The 16,250-nt window shown below is 67.4% G+C and carries 10 protein-coding genes; 8 read left to right on the top strand and 2 right to left on the bottom strand.

Translation table 11 applies throughout. The annotated features are described in order from the left end of the window. Window positions 1–97: 97 nt before the first annotated feature. Together OG504_RS04000 and OG504_RS03995 are read right to left on the bottom strand one after the other, a co-directional pair. Window positions 98–2,926, bottom strand: a complete 2,829-nt coding sequence (locus OG504_RS04000) for a GH116 family glycosyl-hydrolase (RefSeq protein ID WP_329348989.1) — start codon at window positions 2,924–2,926, stop codon at window positions 98–100. Window positions 2,927–3,059: 133 nt separating this feature from the next. Next, window positions 3,060–5,903, bottom strand: coding sequence for a family 78 glycoside hydrolase catalytic domain (locus OG504_RS03995; RefSeq protein WP_329348988.1), 2,844 nt, complete (start codon window positions 5,901–5,903; stop codon window positions 3,060–3,062). 218 nt (window positions 5,904–6,121) lie between these two features. On the opposite strand from OG504_RS03995, the gene OG504_RS03990 reads away from it, so the two are divergent. The 8 genes from OG504_RS03990 to OG504_RS03955 all read left to right on the top strand — a co-directional run bounded on the left by OG504_RS03990 (window position 6,122) and on the right by OG504_RS03955 (window position 16,128). Next, the gene (locus OG504_RS03990) at window positions 6,122–7,258 is read left to right on the top strand and encodes a LacI family DNA-binding transcriptional regulator (RefSeq protein WP_329348987.1); all 1,137 of its coding nucleotides are present in this window, start codon (window positions 6,122–6,124) and stop codon (window positions 7,256–7,258) included. Between the two features lie 399 nt (window positions 7,259–7,657). Next, on the top strand, window positions 7,658–9,190 hold the full coding sequence (locus tag OG504_RS03985) for an ABC transporter substrate-binding protein (RefSeq protein WP_329348986.1): 1,533 nt from the start codon (window positions 7,658–7,660) through the stop codon (window positions 9,188–9,190). 17 nt (window positions 9,191–9,207) lie between these two features. Further along, entirely contained in the window at window positions 9,208–10,161 is a 954-nt protein-coding gene (locus OG504_RS03980; protein ID WP_405988420.1) for an ABC transporter permease, read from the top strand. Further along, window positions 10,158–11,933, top strand: coding sequence for a dipeptide/oligopeptide/nickel ABC transporter permease/ATP-binding protein (locus OG504_RS03975; RefSeq protein WP_329348984.1), 1,776 nt, complete (start codon window positions 10,158–10,160; stop codon window positions 11,931–11,933). Before OG504_RS03980 ends, OG504_RS03975 begins: the two co-directional genes overlap by 4 nt. A gap of 5 nt (window positions 11,934–11,938) precedes the next feature. Further along, entirely contained in the window at window positions 11,939–12,781 is an 843-nt protein-coding gene (locus OG504_RS03970; RefSeq protein ID WP_329348983.1) for an ATP-binding cassette domain-containing protein, read from the top strand. 229 nt (window positions 12,782–13,010) lie between these two features. Beyond that, the gene (locus OG504_RS03965) at window positions 13,011–14,018 is read left to right on the top strand and encodes a Gfo/Idh/MocA family protein (protein ID WP_405988419.1); all 1,008 of its coding nucleotides are present in this window, start codon (window positions 13,011–13,013) and stop codon (window positions 14,016–14,018) included. 80 nt (window positions 14,019–14,098) lie between these two features. Next, window positions 14,099–15,817, top strand: a complete 1,719-nt coding sequence (locus tag OG504_RS03960) for a GMC oxidoreductase (RefSeq protein ID WP_405988418.1) — start codon at window positions 14,099–14,101, stop codon at window positions 15,815–15,817. A 131-nt stretch (window positions 15,818–15,948) separates the two neighbouring features. Beyond that, window positions 15,949–16,128 carry a hypothetical protein gene (locus OG504_RS03955; RefSeq protein ID WP_329348980.1) on the top strand — a complete coding sequence of 60 codons (180 nt, stop codon included), beginning with the start codon at window positions 15,949–15,951 and terminating at the stop codon, window positions 16,126–16,128. The last annotated feature ends 122 nt before the right edge of the window (window positions 16,129–16,250 follow it).

Below are 16,250 nucleotides of genomic sequence, written 5' to 3'. Positions count from 1 at the left end.
CGCGAGCGGGAGCGGAGCCTCGCCCTTCGACGAGGACGTGGTGCTTTGCTGCACGGACATGCGCGATCGCTCCGGCTCGGTCCGTTTTCCCGCGGCCTCAGTCTTGTCCGGGTCGGGACGACTTCGGGCTGCGCGGGATGGGGTCGAGTGCGTCGACGAGCTGCCAGACAGACCGGGCTCGGGCGTATGCCGCGTAGCGGGAGATGTTCACGTCGTCCACGAACCAGGATTCTGGCGTGGCGAAGGCATGGCCCTTGGTCGTGGCACCGTCGTCGTAGATCCGGTTCGCCACGGCTTCACTCATCTTCAGGGCCTTGGTGATGAGTTTCCTGTCGCCGGTCGCGCGGCCGATGTGGACGGCGGCCGCCGTCGCCATCCAGGTGGTGCCGGGCCACACGTCGGCGATCTCAGGGACGAAGCCGCCGGGAGGCTGGATGTAGTCCATCGGGTAGTGCTTCAGGTTCTCGTCCAGAATGATGGGTGGTCCTGTGGGGATGCCGTCTGAGTCCTTGGGCGCCAGGAAGGCATCCAGGGTGTTGTGCCAGTGCGTCCGGGCGCGTTGCAGATTGATCAGATTCGGCAGGCCGAGCTGGGAAGCGATGCCCTGGGCGTAGAACGCGTCCAGGAAGACGGCGTCCGTGGGCAACACCGGCTTCTTGATGCCGAAGATGTTGCCCGTCCGTCCATCGATCCCGCCGGTACCGTCGGAGAAGCGATAGCGCCCGGTCCCGGGGTTCCAGAAGATCCTTTCGAACTCCGCTTTCGCCGCCGCCAGTTCGGTGTCGATCTCCTTCTGGACCGAGGCCGTGGCTTCGGGTATTCCGAGGGTCCTGGCCGTGGGCGTGAGCGTCGAGAGGATTTGGAGCGACAGGAGGTACAGCTGGCAGTTGTAGATGCCGTGGCCGTTGACCAGCAATTGGTCGTAGGTGTTGGCCGGATTGTTCGACGGCGGATCCGCTGGTAGGTGGGAGCCGGGCGGGCGGAAGAACTGCGAGTGCTTGAGCGTCCGCAGCATCTGGGGGTAGCCGTAGGCCAACAGGCTCTTGTCGTCTGTCTCTTGGTACAGCGCGTACACCCGGTAGATGAGCTTGTGGAAGCAGTCCCGGAACGCGTCGCCGCCCGCGGGATCGAAGAGTGCGCCGAGGTCGTCGGTGCCGGCTGGCGGTGCGCCGAAGACGGGTTCGGACGTTGCCGAGGGGGCGCCCTGGTTGGCACCCGTGGCAGTGATGAAGGGGCCGGTGTCGAACATGATCTGCTGCGGGACGCGCCCCCACTTGTCCTGCTTGGTCAGCTGTAGCCAGCCGCGTAGGCGACCGAGTTCGATGTTGGGGAACAGCTTCGTGTACAGCAGGTAACCGAAGCTGTCGACGTCCATCTCGTTGGCCGGAGCACCGCCGCTGCCGGCGTCGATCGTGTAGAAGAGGTGGGTTCCGGGGATCTCCGCGCCCAGACGTGGACCGCCGGGGGCCGGAGTGACGGTGCTGCTGACCAGGCCGGCCTCCCAGAACGAGGCATCGAAGACCATCCCGAACAGCTCGTTCAGGGCCGCCTTCCGCAACCACACCGGGTACTTCTTGTTCTCGGCGATCGGCTTCCACCACGCCTCGACAGCCGTGAGGGAGTCGTCGTGCCGCGCCAACTCGCGCTGGGCGATGGCGAAGGCCTGCTTGAACGGATATGAGTTCGGGACGTAGTCGTTGGAGGCCGTCGATGCGGCGCCGAGGAACTCGGTGTACCGGCGCATCCAGACTGCCCGACCCTCGGGCGCGGCGTCGTAGTACACCTGTGGGAAATCCCAGGACAGGGCGTAGCGGACGGTTGTCTTCTGGCCCGGCCGCAACTGCGCGCTCACGGTGACGGCGCCTGCCGAGTTCGAGTTGTCCAGCGCTTTGTTGGGCAGCTTGCCGGTGGAGGAGAACGGCCCGTAGATGTCGCCGCCGTCGCCCGCCCCGTCCCACGAGGTGGCGTACGTGAGTTTCTGGCCCGAGGCGGGCAGGGCGGCGATCGTCCACTCGGACTTGTAGGCGTCGGGCGTGTTCGTCGGGTGGTCGGAGCCCAGCGTCACACCGGCGACGCCCGACCGGGCGTCGGTGTCGAACCGGCTGTAGAAGCCGGTGCGCGTCGTGCCCGTGTCATGGGGAGTGGCGTTCGGGAAGGTGAACATCACCGAGAGGTCGATCACCTTTGTGGTGGGGTTCGCCAGTTCCACGTCGAAGAAGGCCACCGGCATCGAGGTGCGCTCGTCCTCGCGGGCCACGATCGGCGACCAGAACCGCATGGACACCTGTGACTGGAACGCGCTGTAGGTGGTCCAGCCGAACGGGTAGAGCGCGGCGTAGGTGCCGTCACCGGGGGCCAGTTGGTTCCAGCCGGGCAGGACTCCGGCGAAGTCGCGCTGCGGGGCAATGTTGTCGTGCCGGGTGGCGAGGGTTTTGACGGTCGGGGCGCCCGTGGCACCCGCGACCTGCTCACGGATGTGGAACGCCGCCTGGGGGAGTGTGCGCATCTCCCACCAGTTCGATGACTGCGAACCACCCATGTTCCACGGCCCGAAGGTCCCGAACAGGTTGTACTGGAACGATCCGGCGCCCACGCCACCGAGCGGGATGCCCAGACCGGGCACGCTCATGCCGCCGGCGAGTCCGCGCAGGCCCGTGGGCTGCCCGGTGTGGCACTCGGGATCGGCTGCAGCCTCGCAGGGGCCGTCCGGTGCGAGGCCCCAGGCGCGGACGTATGCCGCCTCTGGCACTCTCGCCGCGTTCAGCGGCGACGCATGGGTGGTCGGAACCGAGGCCAGCGCCTGGAATCCGCCGAGTTCGCCCGCGGCGACGAGGGCGGCGACGGAGAGAGCACCCCCACGGATGAACGCCCTTCGTGGAAGGGCTTCGGGTGTCGGGTCCTGGTGGGAATTGTCGGGTGAGCTCATGGGGCGTCATTGCTCCTAGGTTGCTCTTGGATGGTGCGGCTCTTGGGCAGCGGTCTGGTGACGGCGAAGGCATGCGGGAGAGCGCTGAAGAATCCGGCTCTGTCGATCGGCCTGCCTGGCGTGACCTGCTGCCTTACTGCTGTGGCACTGCGTTCTGCGCTTCGGGCTCAGGCCGAGAGAGGATCGCGTCCACTTGGTGTCGGAAGGATGTCGAGTAGGGAGAGAACTCATCTGCTTCGAGCGCCCGCACAAGGTTGGCGGCGGGTGCGTCCAGGTGCGCTCCAAGTCGTCCGGCGGCTTGGGCCTCGCCGGCTGGTGCGATGCCGCCGTCCGTGGCGGCGGCCACGACCGCGGACCATGTGATCGGGTCGTCGAGCACATCGCGGATGGTGGCGAACTCGCCTGAGGCAGAGGGGAGTTGGACCGGATCGGCGGTCTTCCAGTGGTGGTCGCCGTGCTCGACCTTCTCCGGCGTGGTGGCACCGGGCAGCTGCACGTGAGCCGTGACCCCGACCGGAACGTGTACGTCCAGTCGGAACTGCCCGTCGGCGCGTGCCCAGGCGACGCGGGCCTCGCCGTAGGGGGTGAGGTGCCGGGCCGACGCGGAGGTGAGTGCGGCGGACGGCAGGGGACGGACGAGGATCTCGCGGTAGCCGGGTGCGGCCGGTGCGAGGCCGGCGACTCGGCGGTGCAGCCAGTCCGCCACCGCACCGAGCGCGTAGTGGTTGAAGGAGGTCATCTCGCCGGGATTGATGCTGCCGTCGGGGAGCATGCTGTCCCAGCGTTCCCAGACCGTGGTCGCCCCCATGGTCACCGGGTAGAGCCACGAGGGACAGCCCGTCTGCAGAAGCAGGCGGTAGGCGACGTCGCTGTGTCCGGTCGAGGCCAGCGCGTCGGTCACCAGCGGGGTGCCCACGAATCCGGTGCTGATCCGGAATCCGCTGGCGCGTACGAGGTCCGCCAGCCGTCGGCCGGCCTCCGCGCGCTGTTTCTCGCCGGGCAGCAGTGCCCACTCGATGGCCAGGGCATAGACGGTCTGCGCGTCGGAGAGGACGCGTCCGGCGGGCGTGACGAAGGCGCGGGCGAACGCCTCCCGGACCTCGGTCGCCAGGGCGTGGTAGTGGTCCGCTTCCTGGCATCGGCCCAGTACACGGGCCGTCGCGGCCACGATCTCGGCCGAGCGGGCCAGATGCGCGGTGGCGACGACGTCAGGGTCGGCCTTTGCCCGAGCAGGGTCTTCCGGCGGTGCGTTCGGGTCCAGCCAGTCGCCGAACTGGAAGCCGCCCGTCCACAGACGGTCGGGGCCGGCGAGTTCGGTTAGCCGATCCACCCAGCTGCGCATGCTCGGCAACTGTCGCTCCAAGAGACTCTGGTCCCCGGTGCGTTGGTACAGGACCCACGGCACGACGGTCGCAGCGTCGCCCCAGGCGGCCGCGGTCGGGGACGGAGTGTGCAGCACGTCCGGCACCACGAACGGGACCGAGCCGTCGCCATTCTGTTCGGCCGCAAGGTCGGCCAGCCACGAGTCGAGGAAGCCCGCGGTGTCGAAAAGGAAGGTCGCAGTCGGCGCGAACACCTGGATGTCGCCGGTCCAGCCGAGCCGCTCGTCCCGCTGCGGGCAGTCAGTGGGCACGTCGACGAAGTTGCCGTGCATGCTGCGGACCACGTTCTCGTGGAACCTGTTGAGGAGTTCGTGAGATGAGGTGAACCAGCCCGTACGCCGCAGATCCGAGCCGATCACCACCGCCTCGATGTCCTCACCGCGCAGGCCACCTGCTACGCCCGAGACCTCTGCGTAACGGAAGCCGTGGAACGTGAGGGACGGTTCGAGCTCCTCCTCACCCCCGCCTGCCACTAGGTAGCTGTCGGTCGCCTGAGCCGTGCGCAGTGGACGGGTGCCGAGTTCCCCGTTCTCCAGGACCTCCGCGTGCCGTACGACGACTTCGCTGCCCGGCGCCAGGCCGCGAACCCGCAATCGCACCCAGCCGACCGCGACCTGGCCGAAGTCGACCAGGGTCCGGCCCGACGGTGAGGTCCACACGCGCTCGGGCGCCAACAGCCGGCCGGCGCGGACGGGAGGCCCTGTCGGGGCGACGAGCCTGTTGAAGTCGGCCGCGACCACCTCGACTCCGCCCGTGGCCGGCCGCCGTCCCGTGCCACGTCGTCGTAGGTCGGTGCGCTGGCCGTCGTAGAGGTCGTCGGCGAGGACTTCGCTCTCGCGCGCGGTCCACGAGCCGTCCGTGGCGAGGATGTGCACCTGGCCGTCGGCGGTTGTGACCTCCAACTGCGCCAGCAGCGCCAACCGGTCCCCGTAAAGCGCCCGTTCGCCGTTGAAGCCGAGCCGGCCCCGGTACCAGCCGTTGCCCAGCAGGACATCCAGCGAGTTGCGCCCCTTGTGGACCAGGTCCGTGACGTCGTACGTCTGGTAGCGCAGCCGGTTCTGGTAGGCGGTCCAACCCGGTGTCAGGACGAGGTCGCCGACTCGGCGCCCGTTGAGCGTGGCGACATACAGACCGTGGGCGGTGGCGTAGAGCCGTGCCTTGACCACTTCACTCGGTACCTCCAACAAGCCGCTCAGCACTGGAGCGGGTGAGTGCAGATCCCCGACGCCGGTCGGGCTCACGAAGGCCGCGGTCCAGTCGGAGACGTCGAGCAGACCGGCCTCCACGACGGCTGGCTGGCCCCACTCGCTCCACTCCTCCTTGTGCGCGACGCGGACCCGTACCTCGGCGGACTCCCGGGATGCGAGCGGCTCGGCCGGCCAGGGCACGAGCACCTGCTCGTTGCTGTCCACCTGGTACCTCTCGCAGTTCCCGTCCCGCGTGACCTCGACCTCGTACGCCGTCTGCTCGTAGCCCTCGTCCGCTTGCGCAACGGTCCACGACAAACGGGGTGTACAGGCGCCCATGCCAAGCACGGGGGAAGCGTCGGTGCGGTGTTCGAACCGGGGCGCGGTGGGGGCGGCAGCCACTGCCATGCGAGTCTCCAGACTTTTCAGCACATGAGGCCGGGCCCGAGACGGTGCGTCCGCGTTGCCGCGTAGAAACACCTTGCAGGCTCCCGGAAGGAGCCGCGTCGCTGGGGCCTACAGCGCTTTGCATCGTTCCACGAACGGATGGGCTTCGGAAGATGTCGGAGCTCAGGAAACCGTGATCGGCGAATGATGGTCCGGAGCTGCGCTGTAGCATGGCGTGCGTGGGAAACGATGCTGATAGGCCTGAATTGCCGGACGACGTGCGTGTTTCGGGTGATGGGACGAGGTCGCGGGGCGTTGGTGTCGCCACCGGCGCGTCAAAGTCTCCCAATGCTCGCCGTGCAACGATCCAGGACGTCGCACGGGAGGCGCAGGTCTCGGTTTCCACTGTCTCCAACGTGATTCGCGACGCCCCTGGTGTCCGTCCTCAGATGAAGGCCAAGGTCTCCGCGGCGATCAAGAAGCTGGGCTACCGGCCACAGGCCGGCGCCCGAGCGATGCGAGGACGCTCCTACACCATCGGCGTCATGCTCACCGAGTTCTCCGCACCCTTCCAAACAGAGATCGCGGAGGGCATTGCCGACGAACTGGAGCCGAGTTCGTATCAGGAGATCTTCGTCGCCGGAGGCCTCTCCACCGAGCGCCAGCAAAAGAGCATCGAAGCGCTCTCCGACCGGCAGGTGGACGGGCTCATCGTCATCGCGCCGACGATGGCCACCTCGTGGCTGGAGAAACTCGGGTCGGGAGTGCCGACCCTGGTGATCGCCCGGCACGGCGGCTCCGCCCACTACGACACGATCGTGGATGACGACCAGGGCGGCGCGCGTCTCATGGTTGATCACCTTGTGGCACTGGGCCACAAGCGCATCCTGCACACAAGCCATCCGGCGGGACGTTTGAAGAGGCCCTTCGTCCTGTCCCACACCGCGCGATGTGACGGCTACGTCAGCGCCATGAAACGGCATGGTCTTGAGCCCGACGTCATCGAGACCTCCTACTCGGAAGCAGGCGGGTACCAGGCCGTCAAGGAAGCCCTCGACAGGCCGACACCGCCGACGGCCGTCTTCGCCGGCGCGGACATCGCCGCGTTCGGTGCCCTGCGTGCAGTGGAGGAGCGCGGCTTGAGGGTGCCGCAGGACATCACCATCGCCGGATACGACAACGTCTACGCCTCGACGATCGGCCGCGTCTCCCTCACGACGGTCGATCAGTCCGGCCACCTCACGGGCCAGATGAGCGCGCGACTTCTGTTGGAACGCCTGAACGGCCGGACCCAGCCCGTGCACTACGTCGTCTCACCACGGCTGATGCCGCGTGGCACGAGCGCGGCCCCGTCGCGCAATTCCGCCCGCCGATAGCCCTGAAGGCAGACCGTTTTCGAGCACCGTCTGCACTTCGACGTTCCGTGGAACGATCTATTTCTGACTTGAGTCGACAGTGCCGCGCGTACCTCGCATCGACTGGTCGGTCGATCGTCGATGTGCGGATGAAGGTGCGCCTTTGGCGGAGAGCACCAGGTGAGAGGTGCTGTGACGTGGCCATTTGAAGAGTGCACTACGAGGGCGTTGCGGAAATGTTACCCCGCAATCACAGCGCCGTCCCTTGACGCATCCCTGCCTGCTACCTAGCCTCCATTTGAAACGTTCCAGAGAGCATTTTCGTCCGGTACGCGCCCCTTTCGGTTGGGCGCGGGACGCTTCCGCTGCGGCCTGCGGACACCCCAGGCCGAGCCTCTCTCGCGTCCGAAGGAGCCAACCATGCGGCGCACCACAAGACCTACTTTCGTAGCACTGACCATGGCGACGACCATGACCACCCTGGCGGCGCTGAGCGCATGCACCAGCACGGACTCCGGATCGGGTGGTGCGGGAGGGAAGAAGGGCACGCTCACTCTCGGAATGTCCGCCGACATCCAGGGCTGGGACCCGTCGAACCAGCCCGGCTATCAGGGCTGGACGGGCGAGGCGGTGTATCAGTCCCTGATCCAGTGCGACGCCCAGGGCAAGCCCCACCCGGACGCTGCCGAGAACTGGACGTTCAAGAAGGACAACACCGGTGTCACGTTTCACCTGCGTTCCGGTATGAAGTTCTCGGACGGGACACCGGTCGACTCTGCGGCCGTCAAGGCCTCCATCGGATACATCGGGAAGCATGGCGGCCAAGCCGCCCGCTTCGCAGCGATGAAGGTTGCCACTCCGGACGCCAGGACGGTGGCGATCACCCTTCCGAAACCGAACCCGACGCTCATCCTGCGCATGTGCGAGGCGAAGCTGGCGAGCCCGAAATACCTGGCCTCGGGACAGGTGAACAAGGCGCCCGTCGGCTCTGGCCCGTACACATTGGACAAGTCGGCGACCACCAGCGGCTCGGTGTACAGCTTCGTCAAGAACGACTCGTACTGGAACGCCAAGGCCTACCCGTACAAGAAGCTCGTCATCAAGAAGATCACCAGCGAGACGGCTGCTCTCAACGCCCTGAAGACCGGGCAGATCGACGGCTCCCTCATCACGCAGGCGACGTACAACGAGGCCAAGGCATCCGGGCTCAAGATCCTGACGCTGCACGGCACCACCACCCGGCTGCTCGTGACGGATCACCAGGGCAAGAAGATCCCGGCCCTTGGGAACCTGGACGTCCGTCGCGCCATGAACATGGTGTTCGACAAGGAAGCCATGGCGAAGGACCTGTACCGAGGGTTGGCCACCCCGGCAGCCCAGATCTTCCGGCCGGGAAGCGCGGCCTACATCAAGAACCTCAAGGATCCCTACGCTTACAACATCCAGAAGGCCAAGGACCTGATGGCCGGGGCGGGTTATGCGAAGGGTTTCACCATCGAGATCCCCTTCATGCAGGGCCAGAACCTCGAGACGCTGATTCCCGTCGTGAAGCAGCAGTTGGGGCTGCTCAACATCAAGGTCAAGCAGGTGACGCTGTCCGGTCCGAACGCCATCAGCGAACTGCTCAGTGGCAAGTACCCCATGCCTCTGTGGCAGCTCGGTAACTATGGTGAGTCGCTTCAGGACATCGCCGACTACGTGCTGCCGGACGGCATCTGGAACGTCGAGCACCAGTCGGATCCGACGGTGACGAAGCTCTATGCCAAGGTCCTGACCAGCTCCGGCCAGGAGTCGGCCGACGCCCAGCAGGACATCAACCGCTACATCACCGACCAGGCCTGGTTTGTTCCGATGGTGTACCCGGACGGCTTCTACGCCTACAGCTCGAAGGTCAGCGTTCCCACGATGAGTGATCTCAACGCCCTCAACCCACTTCTGCGGGACTTCAAGTAACCGACCGGGATGAGCGATTGGAGCCGCAGGTGTTCGGTTCTGTGATGAAAAAGCTGGTCCGGACGCTGGCTGTGCTGCTCGTCGTCAGCTTCGCGACCTTTGTGCTGATGTTCGGAAACGGGCCGGGGATCGCGCGGGCGGTCCTGGGGACGAAGGCCACCGAGTCCGACGTTCATGCGGAGATGGTCCGGCTGGGACTCGACCGGCCGCTGCTCGTGCAGTACGGGGACTGGCTCAAAGGGGTGGTCACGGGCAATCTTGGCGACTCGTTCTTCACGGGGCAGTCCGTGACGTCCACGCTGTCGTCGCGCGTGCCTGTGACGCTCGCGCTGATCGTCCTGGCACTGGTCCTGACGGCTGTGGTGAGCGTCCTGCTCGGCATCGTGGCCGCCGTCCGTGGAGGGTGGCTCGACCGGGTGGTCCAGTTCCTGGCCGTCCTGGGTGCGGCGGTCCCGCCGTTCATCGTCGCGATTGGGCTGGTCCTCGCGTTCGCCGTCTCGGTTCGGTTCTTCCCGGCGACCGGATACGTGTCCCCGGACCAGAGCATGACGGGCTGGCTCAAGTCGATAACGCTTCCGGTGCTCGCGCTGCTTGCCGGGTCGATCGCCAGCGCGGCGTCGCAGTTCCGGGGGGCGGTCATGGACACGCTCTCCCGGGACTTCGTCCGCACGCTGCGGGCACGCGGAATCAGCGAGTCCCGGGTTGTCTTCCGCCATGTGCTGCGCAATGCGGCCGGCCCCGGTCTCACCGCCCTGAACCTGCAGACGATCGCCCTTGTCGGCGGCGCCATCTTCATCGAGCAGGTCTTCGCCCTCCCTGGCCTGGGCGAGCTGAGCAACACCGCTGCCCAGCAGGGCGACGTCCCGGTGGTGATGGGAGCAGTCCTGGTGACCATCGTCATCGTGCTCGTCGTCAACGTGTTGGCCGACCTGGCGAATGCGGCGCTCAATCCGAAAGCGAGGACACGATGAGTGTGCCCGAGCCCGTGCAGCCACTCGACCCGCTGATCGAGCCAACCGCGAAGGATCGATCCGTCCTCCGCCGGATCGTGTCCGATCCTCTCGGCGTCGGCTGCCTGGCCTTCCTGCTCTTCGTCATCTTCCTGGGGCTGTCCAGCCCTTGGCTGGCACCGGTGTCCCCCAACGTCGCGGAACTCGGAGCGGTGAACGCACCCCCGTTCTCGGCAGGTCATCTCCTGGGCGGCGACGCATCGGGCCGGGACATCCTGTCGAGGCTGATGTGGGGCACCCGGCAGACGCTGCTGGCCTGTGTGGTCGTCCTGGCCGTCTCGGTCGTGCTCGGCGTGACCAGCGGCCTCGTCGCCGGCTTCTACCGGGGCAAGTTCGAAGCCATCTCCAACTGGCTCTCCGACGCCATCATGTCGATGCCCGGGATCGTGCTGCTCATCGCGCTCTATGCCAGGACCGGCCCCAACATCGTGGCCGCCATGACCGTGTTCGGCTTCCTCATCGCACCGTCGTACTTCCGACTCGTCAGGTCCGTCGTGGTCGGCGTCCGAGGTGAGCTCTACGTCGACGCGGCGAAGGTGGTCGGCCTGTCCGACCTACGGATCGTCGGCCGGCACGTGCTCTGGGCGGTTCGTGCACCAGTTGTCATCCACAGCTCGTTCGTCCTCGCCGCGGGCATCGGCATCGATGCCGGCGTGGGCTTCCTCGGTCTCAGCGATCCCGACAAAGCGTCCTGGGGCGGTGTGTTGCAGGAATCCTTCGGCAACCTCTACAACAACAAGGCTGGCGTCCTGTGGCCGGCCCTCCTCATCAGCCTGACAGTCCTGGCGCTCGTATTGCTCGGTAACGCCCTTCGCGACGTGCTTCAGTCGTCCCAGCACAGCAAGACTCTGTCGTCCCGCCAACTCAGGGAGGTGATCGGGCAGGCGCGTGGGTCAGCCGGGCCGGAAGCAGGGAAACGGTCGGCACCCGAAGCGGATGCGGTGCTGTCGATCCGGGGCCTGCGCATCGCGTACCCAGATGGTGACGACGGTGTGCGGGAGGTGGTCCACGGCGTCGATCTGGCCGTACGGCGCGGCGAGATCCACGGTCTGGTGGGCGAGTCCGGGTCGGGCAAGTCGCAGATCGCCTTCTCGACGCTGGGCATCCTGCCCCGCGAGGCGGTCATCCTCGGCGGAAGCATCCTGCTGGACGGAGAGGACCTCTTGGCGAGCGAGGACCACATGCGCCAGGCGCGTGGCCGGCGCATCGCGTACGTGCCGCAGGAGCCGATGTCGAACCTCGACCCCTGCTTCACGATCGGCGCGCAGCTTGTCCACGGGCTGCGCGCGGTGAAGAAGATGACGAAGCGCGAAGCCGAGCGAGAGTTGCTCGCCCTGCTCGCGCGGGTCGGGATCAAGGACCCCGAGCGGGTCTTCCGGCAGTACCCGCACCAGATCTCCGGCGGCATGGCACAGCGCGTACTCATCTGCGGCGCGGTCGCCTCCGACCCGGAGCTGATCGTCGCCGACGAGCCGACGACCGCCCTGGACGTAACCGTGCAGGCCGAGGTGCTGGAACTGCTGCGCGAGCTGCGCGACGAGCGCGGACTCGCGATGATTCTGGTGACCCACAATCTCGGCGTCGTGGCGGACCTCTGCGACACGGTCAGCGTGATGAAGGACGGATTGATTGTGGAGCGCAGCGAGGTGGACGTGCTCTTCGAAGCGCCCGCTGAGGAGTACACACAGGAACTGCTCTCGTCAGCACGCCGTGTCGAGATCGCGGAGGTGTGACACAGGTGGCAGAGCCGGTCCTGAAGGTCGAAGAGCTCGTCGTACGCTACGGCGGACGTCGGGGCACCGGCAGCACGGTGATCGACGGCGTTTCCTTCGAGCTGAGCGCGGGGGAGACGCTGAGCCTGGTGGGCGAGTCCGGATCGGGCAAGACGACGATCGGCCGTGCTGTTCTCGGGCTCGCACCGGTGACAGCGGGCTCCGTCTCCTTCCGCGGGGAGACCATCAGCAACATCTCGCGGGCCAGACGGCGAAAGGTCGCGCGTGACATCCAGGTCGTGTTCCAGGACCCGTATTCCTCGCTGAACCCGTCGATGGCGGTCGAGGACATCCTGGTCGAACCCCTCCTCGCCACCGGTTCCGGCCACGGACGGACGCGTGTACGGGAACTGCTGGAGGCCGTCGGCCTCCCGGCCGACTCCGGCCGAAGGTATCCCCGTGAGTTCTCCGGCGGCCAGCGGCAGCGCATCGCCATCGCCAGGGCACTCGCCCTCGACCCCTCGGTCATCATCTGCGACGAACCCACCAGCGCCCTCGACGTGACCACACAGGCCAGGGTTCTCACACTCCTTCATGACCTCCAGCGCGAGACGGGTGTGGCGTACCTGTTCATCAGCCACGACCTGGGCGTCGTGAACGAGATCAGCGATCGCATCGCAGTCCTCCACCAGGGGCGCATCGTCGAGATAGGCAAGGCACAGGACATCGCGACGAACCCCGAGCACCCCTACACCCGCAAGCTGCAGATGGCGGCTCCCGTCGCGGACCCGAAGAAGCAGCGCCTACGCCGGGCCAAGCGCCTGCAGTTCATGGCGGAAGACCCTTCTTCTGCTGGGAGCAGATCATGAGACGCATGGGCCCGCCTGCGCTGGTCGGAGAAGGCTTCCGGACTCCGGCACGGTCCCGCCGACGGCCGGACAGGCGCGTGGCGCCGGTTGCCACAGATCGCCGGCGCGGAGAACAACACGTGCACCATCCAGATCACGGTGACTTTCGGCTGGCGGGCCCAGCCGGCGGCGGCCGGGTTCGCCTGGTCGCCGCTGCGGACATCGTGTCGACGGCGGGAGGGAGACGGCGGTGATCCGTTGGGGTGTGGTGGGGCCAGGCACCATCGCGGCCGGGTTCGCCGAGGCGATGGGATCCGTCGAGGGCGGCGAGATCGTCGCGGTGGCATCCCGCTCGCTTGTACGGGCGGAGGCATTCGCAGACAAGTTTGGGATCCCGCGCAGGTATGGGGAAGCTGCCGCCATGGCCGATGACCCGGATGTCGACGTGGTCTATGTGGCGACCCCGCCGTCACGGCACGAGCAGGACACCGTCGCCTTCCTCGCGGCCGGCAAGCACGTGCTGTGCGAGAAGCCCTTCGCGCTGAACGCCGAGCAGGCCCGGCGGATGGCCCACGAGGCCCGGGCACGGAGGTTGTTCCTGATGGAGGCGATCTGGAGCCGTTTCCTGCCGTCCTACCGCACGCTGGTCGACGTGCTCGACAGCGGCCGCATCGGCGAGCCGCTCCTGGTGGAGGCCGACTTCGGGTTCCGGATGCCGGTGGATCCCGCGCACCGCCTTTTCCGGCCGGAGTTGGGTGGCGGCGCCCTGCTCGATCTCGGTATCTATCCCGTTCAGCTCTGCTTGTCGGTGCTGGGCCCGGTCGTGCATGTCGTCGCGGACGGCGAGATCGGCCGGACCGGTGTCGACGAGCAGGTCGCAGCGGTGCTCCGCCATTCCGGCGGGGGACTGGGAGTGGTCAAGGCGGCGATCCGCACGAGCATGTCATGCACCGCTCGCATCGCGGGCAGCGACGGCACCATCGACATCCCGGCGCCCATGCACTGGCCCCAGGCGCTCACCGTCACCACGCACACGGGCGGGTCCGAGCGGATCGATGCCTCCTACGAGGGCAACGGGCTGCGGTTCGAGATCGACGAGGTTCACCGCTGCCTCGCTCACGGCCTGACCGAAAGCCCGGTCATGACCCTGGACGAGACCATCGCACTGGCCTCGACCCTCGACGCCGTCCGCGCCCGGATCCCGGCCGGCGGCACACGCTCCACCGCATCCTCAAGCGGCGCCGGGCTGGCCCAATGACGACCGTGACCTGCGCTCCCACTCTGCCCGGTCGGCGCACCGCACCACATGCACCACACTCCTGACGAAAGGCGGACCCGATGGACCGTTCACCGATCGACTATTACGCCGACCCCGACTCAGGGGCCTGGGCCGAGGTCGGATTCGATCCCTACCCCGCGGGCCGCCCGCCCGTCGAGATACCACTGGTAGCCCGCCCGCCCGTACGGGTGCTGCGCGACCTGCGCGAGTACTACGACGCGATCGTCGTCGGCAGCGGCGCAGGCGGCGCAGTGGCCGCGTTTGTCCTGGCCGAGAGCGGAGCGTCCGTCCTGGTGGTCGAGCGCGGCTCGTGGTTCGGCGCCCGCGATCTGGCGATCGACCACGTCCGTAACCACCGGTTCTTCTCCGGTGGCGACCTCGACACCCCGCCCGGGCACCCTCGGGCCGTGCTGGGCGAGGACGGCGAAACGGCTGTGCAATCCGATGACGTCCGCTACCACCACAACGCGATCACCGTCGGCGGCGGCACCCGCTTCTTCGGAGCGCAGGCATGGCGGTTCCTCCCGGACGACTTCCGGATGGCCGCGTTGTACGGCGTCCCCGAGGGGTCGGCGCTCGCCGACTGGCCCATCTCCTACGACGACTTGGAACCGTTCTACGAGAAGGTGGAATGGGAAGTCGGTGTGGCCGGACGCGCCCACTTGGGCGAAGGGGTCCGCAAGCGCGACTACCCGATGGCGCCTTTCCCGCCAACCTCCGAAGCCAATGTGCTCGAAGCCGGAGCCCGAGCGCTCGGCTGGCCGACCGGCCCCGTGCCGCTACTGCTGAACACCGAACCCCGAGGCGGCCGGGAGGCCTGCGTCCGTTGCGGCCAGTGCATCGGCTTCGCCTGCCCCGTCGATGCCCGCAACGGCACCCACAGCACAGTCCTGCCCCGCGCCCTCGACCTCGGCACCCACCTGATCACCGAAGCGCAGGCCACCCGGGTGTCCGACAACGGCGACGTCGAGATCGCCGCCGGCGGCACCTCGCGCGTCATCCGTGCGGGACGGATCGTGCTCGCCGGCGGAGCCATCGAGACCGCCCGGCTGCTTCAGCTCAGTGGGCTCGGCAACGACTGGGTGGGCGACTGCCTCCAGGGCCACATCTACGCTGTGGCGTTCGGCCTGTTCGACTCCGACATCCACGACGGTCTCGGCCCCGGACCCTCCACCGCCACCCGGCATTTCTCCCACGGCAACGACGGCATCGTCGGTGGTGGCTTGCTCGGCCACGACTTCGTCAAGACCCCCGCCCTGCACTACCTGATGGGTCTGCCCCCCGGCATCGACCCGGCCGGCCCCGACGCCCGCCACGCCGCGGCCGAGACCTACCGGCGCACCATCAACGTCTGGGCGCCGATCCAGGAGATTCCGACGCGCGACGCACGCGTCCGGACCGCCTCCACCGTGACCGACGACCTTGGACTCCCCGTTGCCCGGCTGGAAGGCCTTCAGCATCCCGAGGACCTCCGCACCTTCGCCTTCCTGTCCGAAAAGTCCCAGGAGTGGCTGCGTGCCTCAGGCGCCACTCGCGTCTGGCAGCCGGACGGGGCCAGGGGCAGGGCGTTGTCGGGTGGCCAGCATCAGTCCGGCACCGCCCGCATGTCCGACTCGCCCGGCCACGGTGCCACCGACCCGCACGGCAAAGTCTGGGGTACCGATCGCATCTACGTCGCCGATGCCAGCCTTCACGTCACCAACGGCGGCGCCAACCCCGTCCTGACCATCATGGCCCTCGCCTGGCGAACCGCTGCCCATGTAGCCGCCATTGGATAACCCAGCGGCCTTCTATCCAGCAGTGAGCAGGAAACGCGGTTTTATACAACACACTGGCGGTGGCCAGTTGGGCGGGCGGGAGACCGGGGCGCCCGTCGAGCGGGCCCGGTCAACTCCGTACCGTCTGCCCGTTGTTCGAGCAGACCGGCGACTTTGTCCGCCTCTCCTTCAAGCAGGTGATGAGGGAGTTCACCGACCTGTCCTTCGGCCTCCGGCTCACAAGGGGCGAAGAAGAACCAGGCCGCGACCCACAAGTATTCGAGTACGTGCCATGCGCCTTGGGCCAAGGCTCGATCGCTGATGCGAGATGACGACGCTCTGTCCAGCGGCCGGCACCGGTACCGGCCGAGGTGACACTCGATCTGCGCGGACCTGACCACCCCGTCACGATCCGCTCCGCAAGGGCGGCGATCTCACCGGGTGGCCATCCCGA

The organism is Streptomyces sp. NBC_00986 (assembly GCF_045162565.1).
Lineage (GTDB): Bacteria > Actinomycetota > Actinomycetes > Streptomycetales > Streptomycetaceae > Streptomyces.
Note: the sequence above shows the minus strand (reverse complement) of the source record. Positions and strands in the feature narration are given on the sequence as shown.

Excerpts from the sequence above, each read along its gene's own strand:
- OG504_RS04000 (WP_329348989.1), bottom strand. The coding sequence starts at position 2,926 with ATGAGCTCACCCGACAATTCCCACCAGGACCCGACACCCGAAGCCCTT.
- OG504_RS03995 (WP_329348988.1), bottom strand. The coding sequence starts at position 5,903 with ATGGCAGTGGCTGCCGCCCCCACCGCGCCCCGGTTCGAACACCGCACC.
- OG504_RS03960 (WP_405988418.1), top strand. The coding sequence starts at position 14,099 with ATGGACCGTTCACCGATCGACTATTACGCCGACCCCGACTCAGGGGCC.
- OG504_RS03985 (WP_329348986.1), top strand. The coding sequence starts at position 7,658 with ATGCGGCGCACCACAAGACCTACTTTCGTAGCACTGACCATGGCGACG.
- OG504_RS03975 (WP_329348984.1), top strand. The coding sequence starts at position 10,158 with ATGAGTGTGCCCGAGCCCGTGCAGCCACTCGACCCGCTGATCGAGCCA.